Genomic DNA, 17,591 nt, shown 5'->3' with positions numbered 1-17,591 from the left:
GCAGACGGCAGCACGTCTTTAGCGGTCAGGCCGCCGGATGTCGCGGCTTGAAGCCGGTTTCCCATGCGGCACCGGTATCGGCAAGCTGCGCCTCGATACATTCCACATCGAGCGCGATCGTCGCATCGGCCGACAGCAGAAGCTCCAGCTTGCCATCCGGCCCCTCGCCGTTCTGCTCGAACCGCAGCGCCAACAAAGAGAGGACCTTGTCGATATCGCGCCGATCGAAGCCGATGGAACGCACGGCGCTCACCCGCTTGAAGAGCAGCACGGCCCGCCGGCGCTCATAGACCTTGGAACGCTCCTCGGCGCTTTCCCAGACGAAACGATTGAGCTCGATGGAAAACTGCCCGGAGCGGGCGTTGAAGGCGATGTCCGATACCTTGAAGACCGCGTCCTGCACATGGGCGGAGACGATCTCCAGATCCTCGGTATCCAGCGCCATCAGCTTCAATGTGTTCATGCGTGTTCGATCCCTTGCCGCAGCCTTCAATACCGCATTGTCGATGAAGGACATAGGACGGCCTCGTGCTTTGCGCAACAGCAGGCTGCGGCTTAAAGCCTTTGCGGGAGATCGAACGATCAGTCGCTGACGCGCTCGACATTGGCGCCGCAACGGTTGAGCTTTTCTTCCAGCCGTTCAAAGCCGCGGTCGAGGTGGTAGACACGCGAGACCATGGTTTCGCCTTCAGCGACCAGACCGGCGATCACCAGCGAGACGGAGGCGCGAAGATCTGTCGCCATGACCGGCGCCCCCTTCAGCCGCTCGACACCTTCGATCTTTGCCGTCTGGCCCGACAGGGAGATCTTGGCGCCGAGGCGGGCAAGTTCCTGGACGTGCATGAAGCGGTTTTCGAAGATCGTCTCGGTGATATGGGAAACGCCCGATGATTTGGTCATCAGGCCCATGAATTGCGCCTGCAGGTCGGTCGGGAAGCCCGGGAAAGGATCGGTGACGATATCGACCGGCTTGATGCCGCTGCCGTTACGCACGACGCGCAGGCCGCTTTCGGTCTCGGTGATTTCTGCACCTGCGCGGCGGATGGCTTCGAGAGCGGTATCGAGCAGGGCGGCATTCGTGCCTTCCAGCAGAACGTCACCGCCGGTCATGGCGACGGCCATGGCATAGGTGCCGGTCTCGATGCGATCCGGCAGGACGCGGTGGCGGGCACCCGAGAGCGAAGTCACGCCTTCGATGGTGATCGTGCTCGTGCCGGCGCCGGAGACCTTGGCGCCCATGGCATTAAGGCAATTGGCGAGATCGACGACTTCCGGCTCGCGGGCGGCATTGCCGATCGTGGTCACGCCATTGGCAAGTGTCGCCGCCATCATCATTACATGGGTGGCGCCGACGGAAACCTTCGGGAACACGTAACGGGCGCCGATGAGACCACCCTTCGGTGCTGTCGCGTTGATGTAGCCGCTGTCGATCTCGATGTTGGCACCGAGCGCCGCAAGCCCTTCGATGAACAGATCGACCGGCCGTGTACCGATGGCGCAGCCGCCCGGCAGCGAAACGCGCGCCTTGCCTTCGCGCGCCAGAAGCGGGCCGATGACCCAGAAGCTCGCCCGCATCTTTGAGACGAGCTCATAGGGGGCAGTCGTATCGACGATGTTGCGCGAGGTGAAGTGGATAGTGCGGGCATAGCTTTCGCCCTGGCGCTCGCGGCGGCCGTTGACGGAGATGTCCGCGCCATGATTGCCGAGAATGCGGATGAGCTGCTCGACGTCTGCCAGGTGCGGCACGTTTTCGAGCGTCAGCGTGTCATCGGTCAGGAGCGAGGCGATCATCAGCGGCAGGGCGGCGTTCTTTGCGCCGGAGATCGGGATGATGCCGCGCAGTTCGTTGCCGCCGGTTATTCTGATACGGTCCATATAACACTACGGGCCTTGCCCGCCTTTCCTAGAAGACTGTCTTCCTGTGGGATTGGCGCGTCATAGCCGAAGCGCCGGGAAATGAGAAGAACATTGCATCGGGCAGCAAGCCGAAACGGGGGATGTCCCGGCCACCTGCACGCTGGTTGGAATTCTATTCGCCTGATTCGCGCGAATTTACGGCAGCACGCGGTTCGTCCTCGGCGGGCGTCGCGCTTCCGGATGCCGCATCAATGCGCGCTCCCGGCAATCCCGAAGCCTCGTCTGGCGCACCCGCCCTGCGCGCCCTGCCCTGTTGCTTTCGTCGCAACAGGTTTTCCCGCAGGGTCTTTGCCGCCCTCTCGCGGCGCGCTTCAGCCTGGCGCTCGGCCTCTGCGGCACGGGAGCGTACCGGTTTCGACGGCAAAGAGCCGTTCGCCTGATCCTCATCTTTTTCCATGATCCTCGCCATAGCGCAAAACGGAAGAAACCGAAAGTCATCCACCCTTTTCCTCGATCCTCACGCGAAATCTGCGGATTGGTGCTTGCGCTTGCCAACCAGCTATGGCAATAGGCCCTCGCTTGCGCCGGAACGGACTGATCCGCGGCGCCGGATGCTGCTATAGCTCAGGGGTAGAGCACTCCCTTGGTAAGGGAGAGGCCGAGAGTTCAAATCTCTCTAGCAGCACCATTTTTTTCGATACTTTTCAACAGGTTATCGACGCCATCGCTCGTCGCCGGTGCACATGGGTGACAGCGGCGGCGCTCGGGCCTTATTGGCCGTTGCGCTTTCCAAAGAGATAAGCACCCTTCTGCGTGGCGTATATGGTGCGCTCCCGCTCAAGATAGGGAACCTGGAAAAAAATTTCATCTTCCACGGCGTTGAGCAGGAAGAGATATGCCAGCACTGGCGACATCTCTGCACCTGGAAAATAGGTGGAGAAAAGCCCTATCGCCTTGCTCCTGTGGGAGAAGAAGTCATAAACGCCGCGCTGGACGACCTGCACGAGTTCAGGATCGGTATTGCTCATCAAAAGCGCGTAGGGTTCATATGTATAGGAAGCCGACTGAGGCTCTATGCCACCCTCCGGGCAACGCCCTTCAGCGCGGGCCGATGCCAACTTGGCCCTGATTATTTCCTGATCGCCAAAATAGACGATTCTTGCCTTTAGTGCCCTATCGGAGAAATTGCAAAACCACTCGATTACCTCGTCGTGACTTGCAAAGGCACAGACATGATAGCGCGCCTTGGGCTGCACAGACACCCTTTTGTCCTTCGGTGATTTTGGATCCACTACCGACGCAGACTGGGTCGTCGGATTGCAGTCGTCGGCATAGAGCATTCGGCCATCACGAAAACTCTCACGGGTCGGCTCCAAGACCGGCGAGCAGTCCGTGCCGTCAGATGCCGCTTCGTCATAGATGGCGAACATATCGTTCTTGCACGCCTTGTCCGCAACGAAGCCCGCTGTCGTTCCATCGACATAGGCCAGATAGGTGTCTGAAGCGTTTGGAGCGCGAGAGGATCGCATGATCGACGAAACGCCCGTCGCGAAAATTATCGGAGAGAAAATGCCTTTCGAATCTTCTATCGTGCGATTGAAGCGCAAGGTCGTCGGCTCGCAGAGGATATCTACCACCGGTTTCGCCTTGTCCGCAACTGACCAATCGCCGTCCTTGCCGGGCTCCTTTCGGATCAGACTGAACCTATTGCGGGGTGTAACCGGCACGAATTCCACGCTATAGCCGGCCCCCTCGAGGATTTGATAGCAAAGATCGACCGCGTATCCCCGATAGGCGAGCCCGATCTGCTCCCGGCCCTTGCCAGCCTTGTAGGAAAAGGGCTCGGCATTGGTGCGAACGCCGACATAGACGACCCTCTTGGACCGAGAAGCGGGCGCGGATCCCTCGCCACCGGCAAGGAGTGGGGTGGGCACCAGCAGCAACAATAAAGCGACAGCCGCCAGCATAACCCAGGCTGCCCCCAAGATACGCTGTGAATGCGGCCTGTCAGCACCGTCCTTACCCGTATCCTCCGCTGTCGAGGGAAAAGCGAACAGCCCGGCGGAGAGGAAGCCTATGGCAAAATAGGCTACAAAATCGGTCAGATTGAGCTGCGCATACACGTCGGAAAGGGTCGCACTCGAGCTCAGTCTTTCGCCGATGGTGGTGAACAGGCAACTGAACTCGCCGCAGCCCCTTCCCGTCCACATGAGGAAATGGATAGCCATCAGCAACATGACGACGAATGCATTGAGCACTCCGAAGCCAAATGCCTTGGGGCGGGACTTTACTTCGAGCAGAGAGTCCACGGCCCAGATCGTGATGAGCGTAAAGAACACGGCGCAGAAGGCATAGGAGAGGTAGTATGGTATCGCTGCCGGCCGCGCCGAAAACAGAATGGTGCGAAATCGATCCCTATTTTCCGCTACCACTGCCGTCACGCCGAGGCTGAACCCCGTTAGCGCGATGGTGGCAACAACGGCGGCGACAAGGCCCACGGCGATGGCCTGCATTGGTACCGCGCGGTTGAACCCTCCCAGGGTTAGCGGACGCCAGCGGTTGATTTCCTTAAGGTAACTTCTCAACGCCACGACAGCGAGCAGCGGCAGCAGGAAGATTGCGACAAGCCTGAACGTTTCTGCAGCCGCGGTCGCCAGGATGGTGATGAGGTTGGTTTTAACATTGCTGATCATGCCATGCATCCCGAACCCGGTCATCGTTGCGTAGAGAAAGAAGATTGGCATCAGCAGGAAAAGAAGCCAAAAGCCGATATCTGTCGGCGGCTCGGATGGGAAAGCCGTCTTGATCGCTTTCTCGATAGGGGTTTGTCCAAGGCCGGCCTTCTGCGCATCGCGCTCTGCATACACGGTAAGCAGCGCGCCAGTTTCCCGCCGGGATTTGTTAACAGCCGCTATTGCGGCGTCGAGCATCTGGAGCCTTTTCTCCCGGTTGCGTGCAGCGACCTGCTCAGCTGATTCCGCGCTCCCTGGGGCTACACTTTCTCCAGGTTTGGCCGGTGGTGGTTTATCATCGGAAATGGTTTCGAGTCTGGTGTTCAGGTTCAGAACCTCCTCGAAGTTCAGCAGCGCCGCTTCTGCCTCGAGTGACACTTTTTTTGCCAGGGGCTTTACCGTATTGAGCAGAGAGATGTCGGGCCATGACCCCGGCTCCTGCACGAGCGCCGCCATGCCCTTCAATTGCTTATACTTCTGCATGAGGCGGCCGACATTCATCTTCTTCCTGATGTGATCGATCGCCCAGGCGGGGAGCCTCCTGCCGTCCGGGCCGCTCGGATCGTTCTTGCCCGCCGTGACCTTCATTTCATCGTCGAGAACATGAAGCAGCCTCTCCGTTCGCGCCATTACGCGCGTCGGAATCCCCACCCAATGATGGGCCTGGCGGCGTAGCCATACTTCCATCACGTCGATCGGCCTGAACAGTTCGGTGAATCCCGCAAACGCAAGCGCAAGCGTAATCGGCCAGCTTCGGCTGCCGAGCGAGGTGGGATCAATGGTGACCTGAAGACCGGCAATATCCGTCGATTTCAGCGCCGCGACGATCAGATTTCCGAACAACGCGAAACCGCTGTAGATGAGCAGCAGAATGCCGGCATAATAGCAATAGGCCTGGACCATTTTGCCCGTGCCCCGCAACTCGGTGGGGCTCAACTCCTGCAGCACGAGATAATCATCGGGCGAGGTGCCAAACGTCCGCTTGTTGAAGCGCTTCCAGGCAAACATCAGGATGATGGCGATACCGACCGCATAGTAGCCGACAAACACCCAATCCGGCTTCATTCCCATCAGTGGGAGCGGAAAAGGCCGGTCTGTTGCCGGTTGCAACAGATCATAGTTCCACAGTTGGGCTGGCACATCTGCCGGCCACACATCCGTTTTCTCGCCCATCGTTTAACTCCTACTTCTGTAAGGTAGGAATCGTACGATCAGCAGGTCTGCTGTTTAGGATCGCATGCGAGTCCCGCATGGGCTGGAACGACCTGTCCCACTCCTGCGACTGACAGCGACACCAACAGAAATGCCATCAAGAACACACGCATCACTTGCTCCTTCCCAATCTAAAAATTCTATCATAGTTTGCATTAGAAAGACAAGAAATATCCTGGTACCGGTTTTATGAACATCCCGTTAAGATACCTCGCCTCAGACCGGCGAGCATGAATGCAAAGGCGAATATTCAACCCGCGAGCACACGTTTCATACGGCGAAGCTGATCAGGGAACACGCGGTCACGGTTGCACAGTCGGAATTCTTCGAGCGGAGAGAGACGGGCGTGCGTCGCATCATCCTGCATCGAGAATTTTTCCATTCGCTCCAGACAATATTTTCACGTCTACATCTCCTGGAATTCGATCAACGCGCCCTGGAAATCTTTCGGGTGCGCGAAGAGGACGGGCTTGTCGTGTGCGCCAAATTTCGGTTTCCCGTCGCCGAGAACCTTCACGCCAATCTCACGAAGCTTGTCCGACGCCTCTTCGATTTCGGCGACCTCGAAGCAGATATGATGAATGCCACCCGCGGGGATTTTTCTCGAGAAACTTCGCAACGGGAGATCCCTCGCCAAGCGGGTGCAGGAGCTCGATCTTGGTATTTGGAATTCCGACAAAGATGACGGTGACGCCGTGTTCCGGCAAGTCGATGGGTGCAGAAACGGTCGCGCCGAGACGCTCATATTGCGTTGCAGCTTTTGCGAGATCGGGAACGACGATCGCGATATGATTGAGCCAGCTTATCATTTTTCCCTCACAGGTTTCTTAGCTTGCCTTCCAGCAGATCCAGTACGGCGCGGCCGGCGTCCATGACATTGGTGCCGGGGCCGAAGACGGCGGCGACGCCGTGATCCATCAGGAACTGGTAATCCTGGCGCGGCACCACGCCGCCGCAGACGACGATGATATCGCCGCCGCCCTTTTCGCGCAGGGTCTCCACCAGTTGCGGCAAAAGCGTCTTGTGACCCGCAGCGAGCGAGGAGACGCCGAGCACGTGGACCTTGGTGGAAAGCGCCATGTCGGCAGCCTCCTCCGGCGTCTGGAACAGCGGGCCGGCCAAGACGTCGAAGCCCATGTCGCCGAAGGCCGACGCGATGATCTTGGCGCCGCGATCGTGGCCATCCTGGCCGAGCTTGGCGACCATGATCTTCGGTCGGCGACCGATGCTGCGGGAGACCTCGGCAAGCCTGATGGCGAGCGTCTCAAGCTCGGGATCGCCAGCATAGGCCTCGCCGTAGATATCGCTGACCACCTCCGGCACCGCCGAATGATCGCCGAAGACGACGCGCAGTGCATCGGAGATTTCACCGACCGTGGCGCGGGCGCGGGCGGCCGTCACTGCTGCTTCCAGAATATTGCCTTCGCCTGTGCGGGCGATCTCGGTGAGTGCCGAGAGCGCCGCTTTGACGTCCGCTGAATCGCGGCGGCGTCGGGTTTCCTCGATGCGGCGGATCTGGGCGGCGCGCACGGCGGCGTTGTCGATATCGAGGATGTCGAGATCGTCCTCGGTTTCCAGCCGGTACTTGTTGACGCCGACGATGACTTCCTCGCCGCGATCGACGGCGGCCTGGCGGCGGGTGGCGGCTTCCTCGATCAGGCGCTTGGGCAGGCCGTCGGCAACGGCTTTCGTCATGCCGCCGAGCGCTTCGACCTCCTCGATCAGTGCCCAGGCCTTTTCCGCAAGCTCTGATGTGAGGCTTTCGACGTAGTAGGAGCCGGCCAGCGGATCGACGACCCTGGTGACGCCGGTTTCATGCTGGAGGATGAGCTGGGTGTTGCGGGCGATGCGGGCGGAAAATTCCGTCGGCAGCGCGATCGCCTCGTCGAAGGAATTGGTGTGCAGCGACTGGGTGCCGCCAAGGGCCGCCGACATCGCCTCGAAGGCGGTGCGGACGATGTTGTTGTAGGGGTCCTGCTCCTGAAGCGAGACGCCGGAGGTCTGGCAGTGGGTGCGGAGCATCAGGGACGAGGCCTTCTTCGGCTCGAACTCCTCAATGATGCGCGTCCAGAGCAGGCGGGCGGCGCGGAGTTTTGCGGCCTCCATGAAGAAATTCATGCCGATGGCGAAGAAGAACGACAGGCGGCCGGCGAACTCATCGACATCAAGGCCCTTGGCGATGGCGGCGCGCACATATTCGCGGCCGTCTGCCAGCGTGAAGGCCAGTTCCTGCACCAGCGTCGCGCCGGCCTCCTGCATGTGATAGCCGGAGATCGAGATGGAGTTGAATTTCGGCATCTCCCTCGCCGTATACTCGATGATATCGGCGATGATGCGCATCGAGGGCTCAGGCGGGTAGATATAGGTGTTTCGGACCATGAACTCCTTGAGGATGTCGTTCTGGATGGTGCCGGAGAGCGCGGCGCGAGGAACACCCTGCTCCTCGCCCGCGACGATGAAATTGGCCAGGATCGGGATGACGGCGCCGTTCATGGTCATCGACACCGAGATCTTCTCAAGCGGGATGCCGGCGAACAGGATCTTCATGTCCTCGACCGAATCGATCGCCACGCCGGCCTTGCCGACATCGCCGACGACGCGGGGGTGATCGCTGTCATAGCCGCGATGGGTGGCGAGATCGAAGGCGACGGAGACGCCCTGCTGTCCGGCGGCGAGCGCCTTGCGATAGAAGGCATTCGAGGCTTCGGCCGTCGAGAAGCCGGCATATTGACGGATGGTCCAGGGGCGGCCGGCATACATTGTCGCGCGGGGGCCGCGGGTGAACGGGGCAAAGCCGGGCAGTGAACCCAGGTGATCGACCGAGGCAAGATCGTCTGCGGTATAGACCGGCTTGACGGCAATGCCTTCCGGGGTCTGCCAGACGAGATCATCGGGCGAGCGCTTCAGCTCCTTTTCGGCAAGGGCCTGCCAATCGGCGATCGTCCTGTCGGGCCTTATCTTTTCGGGCCTCGTCTTTTCAGGCCCTGTCTTGTCGGGCCCTGTCTTTTCGGGCATGGGCTGTTTCCTCTTCAGTCGGCGGCGGCAATGACCACGGGCGCGCCGGAAATGGCTTTATCCACGCGCGGGATGCCGCCGTGGTTTTTCAGGTCTTTGATATCTCGGCCGGGGCGCTTCAGGGTGCCGCGAACAAGAGTAAATAAATGACGCCCGGAAGCGCCCCGTTCAGCGGTTTTTGTCCGCAACTCCGCTCCCTCTGCTTCCCCTGTCTCCAAGGGCGTTGTGTGCCGCACAGGCACGCCTGCGGCGAAACACAGGGCATTGTCGCCCGGGCGTCCGCAGAAGGGGAGCATTTTCTGCCAACCCCGGAAGAAGGAGATCACGTCCCGCTCCAGCCCCCGGCGCCGATCCCGCCTCGCCGCGACGCCTCGCGGAGTAGCCGATGACAGGACGGGGCGATGATGGCATGCAGACGGGGCGCGGGGATTTGCGGGGACGGAGAGTTTGGTGATTGGGGTTTTACCCCCCTCTGTCCTGACGGACATCACTCGAACTCCATGATCAGCTCGTCCACCGCGAGGCTCGCGCCTGCGGTGACCGCCACGCGCTTGACCGTGCCGCGGCGTTCGGCGCGCAGGATGTTTTCCATTTTCATCGCCTCGACAGTGGCCAGCGCCTGACCGGCCTCGACCGTTTCACCCTCCGAGACCGCGATCATCGTGACGACGCCGGGCATCGGGCAGAGCAGCATCTTCGAGGTATCCGGCGGAAGCTTCTTCGGCATCATCAGGGCCAAGGCCGCAACGCGGGCCGAGCGGACATGGGCGCGGATATCCATGCCGCGCCAGCGCAGCCGGATGGCGGAGCCGACGAGATCGATCTTCACGCCGATCGGCTCGCCGCCGATCGTGAAGCGGGCGTGGGTGGCGCCGGGCACGAAGGTGCCGGCGGTCGACAGAGCAGTGCCATCGGCAAAGCGGATGCTGACGCCCTCCGCACCAGTTTCAAGCGTGACGGCAAGCTCCGTATCGCCAAAGCGCACGACCCAATCCTTGGCCACGACGCGGCGGTGATTGCCGATGGTGCCGGAAATCTGCACCGCACGTTCCTGCAGCACCTGATTGACCAGGGTGGCGACGGCAGCCAGCACGCGGGCGGAAGCGACATCCGGCTCGACGCCCTGGAAGCCATCCGGGAACTCCTCCGCGATATAGGCGGTTGTCAGCCGGCCCTCGCGGAAACGATCCTGCTGCATGACGGCCGACAGGAACGGCAGGTTGTGGCCGATACCCTCGACCTCGAAATCATCGAGCGCACGGGCCATGGCATCGACGGCCGACAGCCTGTCCGGCGCCCAGGCGCAGAGCTTGGCGACCATCGGATCATAGTACATCGAGATCTCGCCGCCTTCGAAGACGCCGGTATCGTTGCGGACAACAGAGCCATCTGCGGCTTTTCCTTCGACCGGCGGGCGATATCGCGCCAGGCGGCCGATGGAGGGCAGGAAGTTGCGATAGGGATCCTCGGCATAGAGGCGGCTTTCGATCGCCCAACCGTTCAGCTTTACGTCGTCCTGACCGAAGACCAGCTTTTCGCCTGACGCGACACGGATCATCTGCTCGACGAGATCGATGCCGGTGATGAGTTCGGTGACTGGATGCTCGACCTGCAGGCGGGTGTTCATTTCGAGGAAATAGAAATTCCTGTTGCCATCGACGATGAACTCGACAGTGCCTGCCGAGTAATAGCCGACGGCTTTTGCGAGCGCCACCGCCTGCTCGCCCATGGCCTTGCGGGTGGCCGGATCGAGGAATGGGGACGGGGCTTCCTCGATGACCTTCTGGTTTCGCCGCTGGATCGAGCATTCGCGCTCGCCGAGATAGAGCACGCTACCATGCTTGTCGCCCAGCACCTGGATTTCAATATGGCGCGGCTGGGTCACGAACTTCTCGATGAAGATGCGGTCGTCACCGAAGGAAGATTTTGCCTCGTTCTTCGAGGACTGGAAACCTTCGCGTGCCTCAATGTCGTTCCAGGCGATGCGCATGCCCTTGCCGCCGCCGCCGGCAGATGCCTTGATCATCACGGGATAGCCGATCTCACCGGAAATCTTCACGGCTTCGTCGGCGTCGGCGATCAGGCCCATATGGCCGGGCACGGTGGAAACGCCGGCTTCGGCCGCAAGCTTCTTCGAGGTGATCTTGTCGCCCATCGCCTCAATCGCCCGGACCGGCGGGCCGATGAAGGCGACGCCTTCTTTTTCGAGTGCTGCGGCAAAAGCTGCGTTTTCCGACAGGAAGCCGTAGCCGGGATGCACGGCGTCGGCGCCGGTCTGGCGGATCGCGTCAAGGATGTTGTCGATGACGATATAGGACTGGGAGGACGGCGCCGGGCCGATATGCACGGCCTCATCGGCCTCGCGCGCATGCAGGGCGTCACGGTCAGCATCAGAATAGACGGCAACGGTGGCGATGCCCATTTTCTTCGCCGTGCGGATGACCCGGCAGGCGATTTCACCACGGTTGGCGATGAGGATTTTCTTGATCATGATTTTTAAGTCCTCACAGCGGGATCGTGTCGTGTTTTTTCCAGTGGGTCGTCACCTGCTTGTTGCGGAGCGAGGCGAAGGCACGGGCGATGCGGCGGCGGGAGGAATGGGGCATGATCACCTCGTCGATAAAGCCGCGTTCGGCGGCAACGAAGGGGTTGGCGAAGCGCTCCTCGTATTCCTTCGTCCGGGCGGCGATCTTGTCAGCGTCGCCGAGTTCGGAGCGGTAGAGGATCTCGGTCGCGCCCTTGGCGCCCATCACGGCGATTTCGGCGGTTGGCCAGGCATAGTTGACGTCGGCGCCGATATGCTTGGAGGCCATGACGTCATAGGCGCCGCCATAGGCTTTTCGCGTGATCAGCGTCACCATCGGCACCGTCGCTTCCGAATAGGCAAACAAGAGCTTGGCGCCGTGCTTGATGACGCCGCCATATTCCTGCGCCACGCCCGGCAGGAAGCCGGGGACGTCGACCAACGTCAGGATCGGGATCGAGAAGGCATCGCAGAAGCGGACGAAGCGGGCAGCCTTGCGTGATGAATCGATATCGAGGCAGCCGGCGAGCACCATCGGCTGGTTGGCGACGACGCCAACCGTCTGGCCTTCAATGCGGATGAAGCCGGTGATGATGTTGCGGGCAAAGGCTTCCTGCAGCTCGAAGAAACCCCCTTCGTCGGCAATCGCCAGGATCAGCTCCTTCATGTCGTAGGGCTTGGCGGAGCTTTCCGGGATGAGGCTGTCGAGGCGGGCTTCAAGCCGGGAAGGATCGTCATGGAACGGGCGCACCGGCGGCTTTTCGCGGTTGCTCAAGGGCAGGAAATCGAAGAGCAGGCGGACATGCTCCAGCGTTTCGATGTCGTTCTCATAGGCGGCATCGGCAACGGAGGATTTCTTCGTGTGGGTGCTCGCACCGCCGAGCTCCTCGGCCGTGACGATCTCGTTGGTGACGGTCTTCACCACATCCGGGCCTGTCACGAACATGTAGGATGTGTCGCGCACCATGAAGATGAAATCAGTCATCGCCGGGGAATAGACGGCGCCGCCCGCACAGGGTCCCATGATCACGGAAATCTGCGGCACAACGCCGGAGGCCTCGGCATTGCGACGAAAGACTTCCGCGTAGCCGGCAAGCGAGGCCACGCCTTCCTGGATGCGGGCACCGCCTGAGTCATTCAGGCCGATGACGGGGGCGCCATTGCGCACAGCCATATCCATGATCTTGCAGATCTTCTGGGCATGGGTTTCCGACAGCGAGCCGCCGAGCACGGTGAAATCCTGGGAGAAGACGTAGACCTGGCGGCCGTTGATCGTGCCCCAGCCGGTGACAACGCCATCGCCGGCAATCTTCTGTTCGGCCATGCCGAAATCGACCGCGCGGTGGGTGACGTACATGTCATATTCTTCGAAAGAGCCTTCATCGAGCAGCACGTCGATGCGCTCGCGCGCCGTCAGCTTGCCCTTGCCGTGCTGGGCGTCGATGCGCTTCTGCCCGCCGCCAAGACGGGCCTGTTCCCTTCGCCGCTCGAGCCTCTCAAGATTAACCGCCATGATGCCCTTCTTTCTAAATTTCCCTGTCGAACTAGCGAAAACCACGGGTTGGCAAAAGTGCCGATCGTGTGCAAATGTAAAAGTTGCAAATACGCAAATCTCATTTAGCGAAAAAGCAACATGGCCGCTGGAAAACTCTACGTCGGACGAAAGGTGCGCGATCTGCGCGAAGCCCACAAGACCACTCAAGCGGTCTTTGCTGAACGACTGGGAATTTCGACCAGTTATCTGAACCAGATCGAGAACAACCAGCGGCCGGTCTCCGCTACCGTCCTGCTCGCGCTCGCCGACAAGTTCAAGCTGGACATCAGCGACCTGTCGGCCGGAGGCGGAGATCGCCTCGTCTCTGCCCTGGCGGAAACGCTGTCGGACCCTCTGTTTGCAAACTATATTCCCAGCCTTCAGGAATTGAAGCTGGTCTCCCAGAATGCGCCGGGGTTTGCCCACGCCCTGATCAACTGCCATCGGGCCTACCGGCAGCGCAGCGAACAGCTTTCGAGCCTTGACGATCGGCTGGACGAGCAAATCCTGGTGGAGAATACGCCCTATGAGGAAGTGCGCGATTTCTTTCACTTCGTGGACAACTACATTCACGACGTCGACCAGCAGGCGGAAGCACTCGCGCAAGAACTCCGCCTTGCCGAGCAGGATACCTTTACGACCCTCAGTCAATTTCTCGGGAGCCGGTATGGCGTCAGGTTGCGAAAGGATGCCGAGGTCCATGCGGCCATTCGCCGTTTCGATCCGGTTTCCCGGGAACTGACGCTGAACCAGTATCTTCCCGCGCCAACGAGGGACTTCCAGATCGCACTGCAGATCGCCCAGCTACACGGCGCTGAAACCATCGACGCCGTCGCATTGGCGGCGAACTTCAAGACACAGGAAGCGTTGGAGATCTGTCGTATCGGCCTGCACAACTACTTCGCCGGTGCGTTGCTTCTGCCCTATCAGGTCTTCAAGGATACCGCCGCCGAACTCCGGCACGACCTGGAGCTTCTCTCCGCCCGGTTTGGCGCTTCGCTGGAGCAGGTGTGCCATCGTCTTTCGACGCTGCAGCGCCCCGGCGCCAAGGGTGTTCCCCTCTTCTTTGCAAGGATCGATCGCTCGGGGAATATTACCAAGCGGCACAGCGCCACAAAACTTCAGTTTGCACGGTTCGGCGCCGCGTGCCCCCTCTGGATCGCCCATCAGGCGCCAGGAACGCCGGGGCAGATCATGCGGCAGCTGGCGGAAACGCCGGATGGCGTTCGCTACCTCTGTCTTGCGACGCAGACATCGAAAGCCGTGGCCGGATACCGGAACAACCGTCCCACCTTCACCCTGGCGCTCGGTTGCGAGATCACCTACGCGGACGCCTTTGTCTATGCGGACGATCTCGATATATCGAACCAGCGCGGTTTCGATCCGATCGGGGTATCCTGCCGGCTGTGCGAGCGGCGCGACTGCGCCAGCAGATCGGTTCCTCCGCTCCGCCAGAAGATCGCAGTCGATCACCATCTGAGGGCAATGATACCCTACAAGCTGTGATGGCGAGGGCTGCTCCGCAAATCGAGCCATCGGAAACTCGCCGACTGCGCGCTGGATTCCTCAAGCCGGTAATCTTTGAACGGCCAGCTTTTTCGCCTTGGTGACAACCGGCGGCAACGTGAAACACGGGTTCTGTCAAAGCGGCGGGAGTGTCTCTGCGGAAGGCTCTCCCCCCACTGCGGCCCTATCGGCAAGCATCGCCATCATGACGTCTGACTGCGATATAATCCCCACCAGCTTGTTGTCGGCCACAGTGACGGGCAGATAATGCAGCCCTTCCCCAGCGAGACCGACGATCGCCTCCGAAATTGTTGCTTCCGGCGACACGGTGCGCACCGGCGTCGTCATGATGTCGCGCACGATGCCTGACGGCGCCTGGCCCCATTTCAACGAAAGCCGTATCCGCTGCCGAAAGCCGATCGTGGGCAGGCCGTTCTTCCAGGTTGCCTTGTCGAGGATATCCGTTTGCGTGACGATCCCGATGACCTGCGCATGATCGTTGGTGACAGGAAGTGCCTTGATATGATGGAGCTGCAGGAGCTCAAGCGCGTGCCTCAGGCTCGCATCGGGGGACACGGCGATCACATCACGCGACATCACATGGCGGCACAACGTGGTGCCGGCCCTTCGGCTGAGTGATCGCAACTCCGTCCGGTGAAGGATTTCGGCCAGATCGTCGCGATCAATGTCGATCACCTCGTCATATTCCGCGAGGACGGAATCCAGATCTTCCGTCGTGAAGCCGACCCGTTCGGCAACTGGCGGGTCGGAGGTCTTGTGGTCGGCTGCGGTGTGTCTCAGCGCGTGCGGATACGGTCTGCCAGTCAGGTTGTTGTAGAGCAGCGCGATCAGCAGAAGAATAATCGTGTTCCCGGCGACAGGCCAAAGAACATAGCCGTATCCGAGTTCGCGGATCGCCGGGCCTCCGAGTACTGCGGTCAGCGCTATTGCGCCACTTGGAGGGTGAAGACATCGAAGCGTCATCATCAGCGCGATGGCGACGCCGATTGCCACGGCCGAGGCAAGGAAGACGTTTGGAAGAAGCAGCGCGATCGTGACGCCCGTCAGCGCGGCGATCAGGTTCCCGCCGACGACCGGCCAGGGTTGAGCAAGCGGGCTGGACGGCACCGCAAACAGAAGCACGGCAGATGCGCCCATGGGTGCGATCAGTGCCGGGATCGTCGACCCCTCGCCGACGAACATCAACGCCAAAAGGCCTGTGATGCCTATTCCCGCCAATGCGCCGACGCCGGTTCGAACGCGTTCGGTGATGCTGATCGCAGGTGCTTCGGGGACGAATTTCTTCAGGATTGCGTGCATGGAGAGGATCACTGTCGCAGATTGTTCATGCGGAGGCGAATGGAAGATCGGTGGGGGCGAGCAGTTTTTGCGGCCGCGCGGACGGTCGTATCGCTGCGATATATCAATTGGAGTTGCGAACCAATGGCGCGCCGCTGCAGAATGCCCATACAGCGCCAGTTTTCCGGCTGGGAATTCGAGCTACCATTGCAAACGGACGATGCATAGTTCGCTGGCCTCGCTTTCACTTGCCGCGCGAAGATTGTTATTTCGCACCGCACAATTACCGAAAATCTTCGTTCCTATTTCCCAAACAAACGGGACGACACCTCGCGCTCGAACCGATCTGCATTCTGTGCGCAGCGATGTCCTCGACAAGAGATTTATTGCCGGAGCAGCTCTGTCGAAGAATCGACCCACAGGAATTTTCTGTTGTCGCAGATGAAAAATCTGATTTACTGCCATTTCGCTGCTTAGCTTTCGAGGGAGATATTGGCTATGGCGTGGACCCGCAGAGATATTTTGCTTGGTGGTTTGGCGTTAATGGGCGCCGGCGCGGCCCAGAAACCGGTATTTGCCGCGGCCGCTTCCTATTTTGACGGAACCGCCGTCGATAACGGCGTGACATTTCGCAGAACCAACTTCGCCAAGATCGACAAGAAATGGCACCGCCAGGTTGTCAAATATTTCAGCACTGAGCCGATTGGCACGGTCGTTGTCGATACGAGACACCATTTTCTCTACGTGATCATGGAGAACAAGACAGCCATACGCTACGGCGTCGGTGTCGGCCGTGAAGGGTTCAAGTGGTATGGCCGGGCGACCATCGACCAGAAGACCCTGTGGCCGAAGTGGACGCCGCCGCCGGAAATGCGCGAACGCCATCCTGAACTTCCCGAATTCGTCGACGGCGGCTCGCCGAAGAACCCGCTTGGGCCCCGCGCCATGTATCTGCTGCGCGACGGCGTCGATACCGGCTACCGCTTCCATGGCACGCTGGAACCGGGCAGCATCGGCAAGGATGCCTCCAGCGGCTGTATCCGCATGTTCAACGAAGACGCCATCGACCTTTACCAGCGCTGCCCCATCGGTACCGCCGTGCAGGTTCTGCCCCATATTGCCGACCAGGCTGAAAATGCCACCCAGGTTAGCGCAACAACCCCGGTCGAATAAGGAATATCGCCCTCATGCCAGCTACGATCGGATTCACGAGGCACCTTGTTGCCGCGGCCTTACTCTTGACGCTCGCTTCCTGCAATACAACCGATATCGCCGCCGTTGAAGAGCCTGCCGCGGCACCGATGACCGGCCAGACCAACGATCCCGCGCCCGGCTTCGAGAGTGTCTCGGCCGGCAGCGAAGAGGACTTCATCCTCAATGTGGGCCGGCGAACCTACTTCGCTCAGGACTCGGCCACGCTCGATTCCGTTGCCAGGGCGACGCTGGACAAGCAGGCCGCGTGGCTCGTCAGCAATCCGCGCTGGCTGGTCAAGCTGCAGGGATTTGCCGACGATTCCGGGTCCGCCTCCAAAATGGCGACACTGTCGCAGAAGCGCGCCGATGCGGCGATGACCTATCTGGCGTCAAGGGGCGTGGACGCCAACCGCATGTGGTCCAAGGGTTACGGCAATGATCGCGAAGTCCGCGACTGCACGGACCGTTCGTGCAGGGTGCAGAACCGGCGCGTCGTCTCCAACCTGCGCACCCAGCGAGACTAGAGCGCGTCGCGATCTATCAGGTTCGCTTTCACGCTCTCGTTCTTTGTTTTTAGGAATATCGTTGTCGCGCGGCACCCTGTTGCGCGACATGCTTTGGGCGCCAATGATTGCGCTTTGCTAAAAATCCCAATCATCGTCCTCGGTGACGACCACTACGGTTCCCGGCCATCTGTGTACCCACGGCTACAGTCACC

The 17,591-nt window shown here is 60.5% G+C and carries 11 protein-coding genes, 1 tRNA gene and 2 pseudogenes; 4 read left to right on the top strand and 10 right to left on the bottom strand.

Annotated features, from left to right (window positions below):
• Positions 1-25: 25 nt before the first annotated feature.
• The 3 genes and pseudogenes from QO002_RS05400 to QO002_RS05390 all read right to left on the bottom strand — a co-directional run.
• Positions 26-463 carry a DUF2948 family protein gene (locus QO002_RS05400; protein ID WP_307233177.1) on the bottom strand — a complete coding sequence of 146 codons (438 nt, stop codon included), beginning with the start codon at positions 461-463 and terminating at the stop codon, positions 26-28.
• Between the two features lie 119 nt (positions 464-582).
• The gene (murA, locus tag QO002_RS05395) at positions 583-1,875 is read right to left on the bottom strand and encodes a UDP-N-acetylglucosamine 1-carboxyvinyltransferase (protein WP_307227440.1); all 1,293 of its coding nucleotides are present in this window, start codon (positions 1,873-1,875) and stop codon (positions 583-585) included.
• Between the two features lie 229 nt (positions 1,876-2,104).
• Positions 2,105-2,314 (bottom strand): annotated as a pseudogene (locus tag QO002_RS05390) (hypothetical protein); the annotation flags it as partial.
• A gap of 156 nt (positions 2,315-2,470) precedes the next feature.
• Here QO002_RS05390 and QO002_RS05385 point away from each other — a divergent pair.
• Positions 2,471-2,545: transfer RNA gene (locus QO002_RS05385), tRNA-Thr, on the top strand.
• A gap of 82 nt (positions 2,546-2,627) precedes the next feature.
• On the opposite strand, the gene QO002_RS05380 is transcribed toward QO002_RS05385, so the two are convergent.
• The 6 genes and pseudogenes from QO002_RS05380 to QO002_RS05355 form a co-directional block, all read right to left on the bottom strand.
• Complete coding sequence (locus QO002_RS05380; protein WP_307227438.1) at positions 2,628-5,762, bottom strand: type 2 periplasmic-binding domain-containing protein; 3,135 nt, start codon at positions 5,760-5,762, stop codon at positions 2,628-2,630.
• A 445-nt stretch (positions 5,763-6,207) separates the two neighbouring features.
• Positions 6,208-6,610 (bottom strand): annotated as a pseudogene (mce, locus tag QO002_RS05375) (methylmalonyl-CoA epimerase).
• A 7-nt stretch (positions 6,611-6,617) separates the two neighbouring features.
• The gene (gene scpA / locus QO002_RS05370; RefSeq protein WP_370878455.1) at positions 6,618-8,816 is read right to left on the bottom strand and encodes a methylmalonyl-CoA mutase; all 2,199 of its coding nucleotides are present in this window, start codon (positions 8,814-8,816) and stop codon (positions 6,618-6,620) included.
• Between the two features lie 14 nt (positions 8,817-8,830).
• Positions 8,831-9,142, bottom strand: a complete 312-nt coding sequence (locus tag QO002_RS05365) for a hypothetical protein (RefSeq protein WP_307227436.1) — start codon at positions 9,140-9,142, stop codon at positions 8,831-8,833.
• Between the two features lie 161 nt (positions 9,143-9,303).
• Complete coding sequence (locus QO002_RS05360) at positions 9,304-11,307, bottom strand: acetyl-CoA carboxylase biotin carboxylase subunit (protein WP_307227434.1); 2,004 nt, start codon at positions 11,305-11,307, stop codon at positions 9,304-9,306.
• Positions 11,308-11,320: 13 nt separating this feature from the next.
• The gene (locus tag QO002_RS05355; protein WP_307227432.1) at positions 11,321-12,853 is read right to left on the bottom strand and encodes an acyl-CoA carboxylase subunit beta; all 1,533 of its coding nucleotides are present in this window, start codon (positions 12,851-12,853) and stop codon (positions 11,321-11,323) included.
• 120 nt (positions 12,854-12,973) lie between these two features.
• Between QO002_RS05355 and QO002_RS05350 the strand changes: the two genes are divergently transcribed.
• The gene (locus QO002_RS05350) at positions 12,974-14,380 is read left to right on the top strand and encodes a helix-turn-helix domain-containing protein (RefSeq protein ID WP_307227430.1); all 1,407 of its coding nucleotides are present in this window, start codon (positions 12,974-12,976) and stop codon (positions 14,378-14,380) included.
• A gap of 135 nt (positions 14,381-14,515) precedes the next feature.
• Here QO002_RS05350 and QO002_RS05345 read toward each other — a convergent pair whose 3' ends face one another.
• Positions 14,516-15,700: an HPP family protein gene (locus QO002_RS05345; RefSeq protein ID WP_307227427.1), complete on the bottom strand. Its 1,185-nt coding sequence runs from the start codon at positions 15,698-15,700 to the stop codon at positions 14,516-14,518.
• Between the two features lie 477 nt (positions 15,701-16,177).
• Between QO002_RS05345 and QO002_RS05340 the strand changes: the two genes are divergently transcribed.
• Positions 16,178-16,852, top strand: a complete 675-nt coding sequence (locus tag QO002_RS05340) for a L,D-transpeptidase (RefSeq protein ID WP_307227425.1) — start codon at positions 16,178-16,180, stop codon at positions 16,850-16,852.
• A complete protein-coding gene (locus QO002_RS05335) occupies positions 16,849-17,397 on the top strand; it encodes an OmpA family protein (protein ID WP_307233173.1) in 549 nt (182 codons plus the stop codon). The genes QO002_RS05340 and QO002_RS05335 overlap by 4 nt, the downstream gene beginning before the upstream one ends.
• The last annotated feature ends 194 nt before the right edge of the window (positions 17,398-17,591 follow it).

Source organism: Pararhizobium capsulatum DSM 1112 (assembly GCF_030814475.1).
Classification (GTDB): Bacteria; Pseudomonadota; Alphaproteobacteria; order Rhizobiales; family Rhizobiaceae; genus Pararhizobium; species Pararhizobium capsulatum.
Note: the sequence above shows the minus strand (reverse complement) of the source record. Positions and strands in the feature narration are given on the sequence as shown.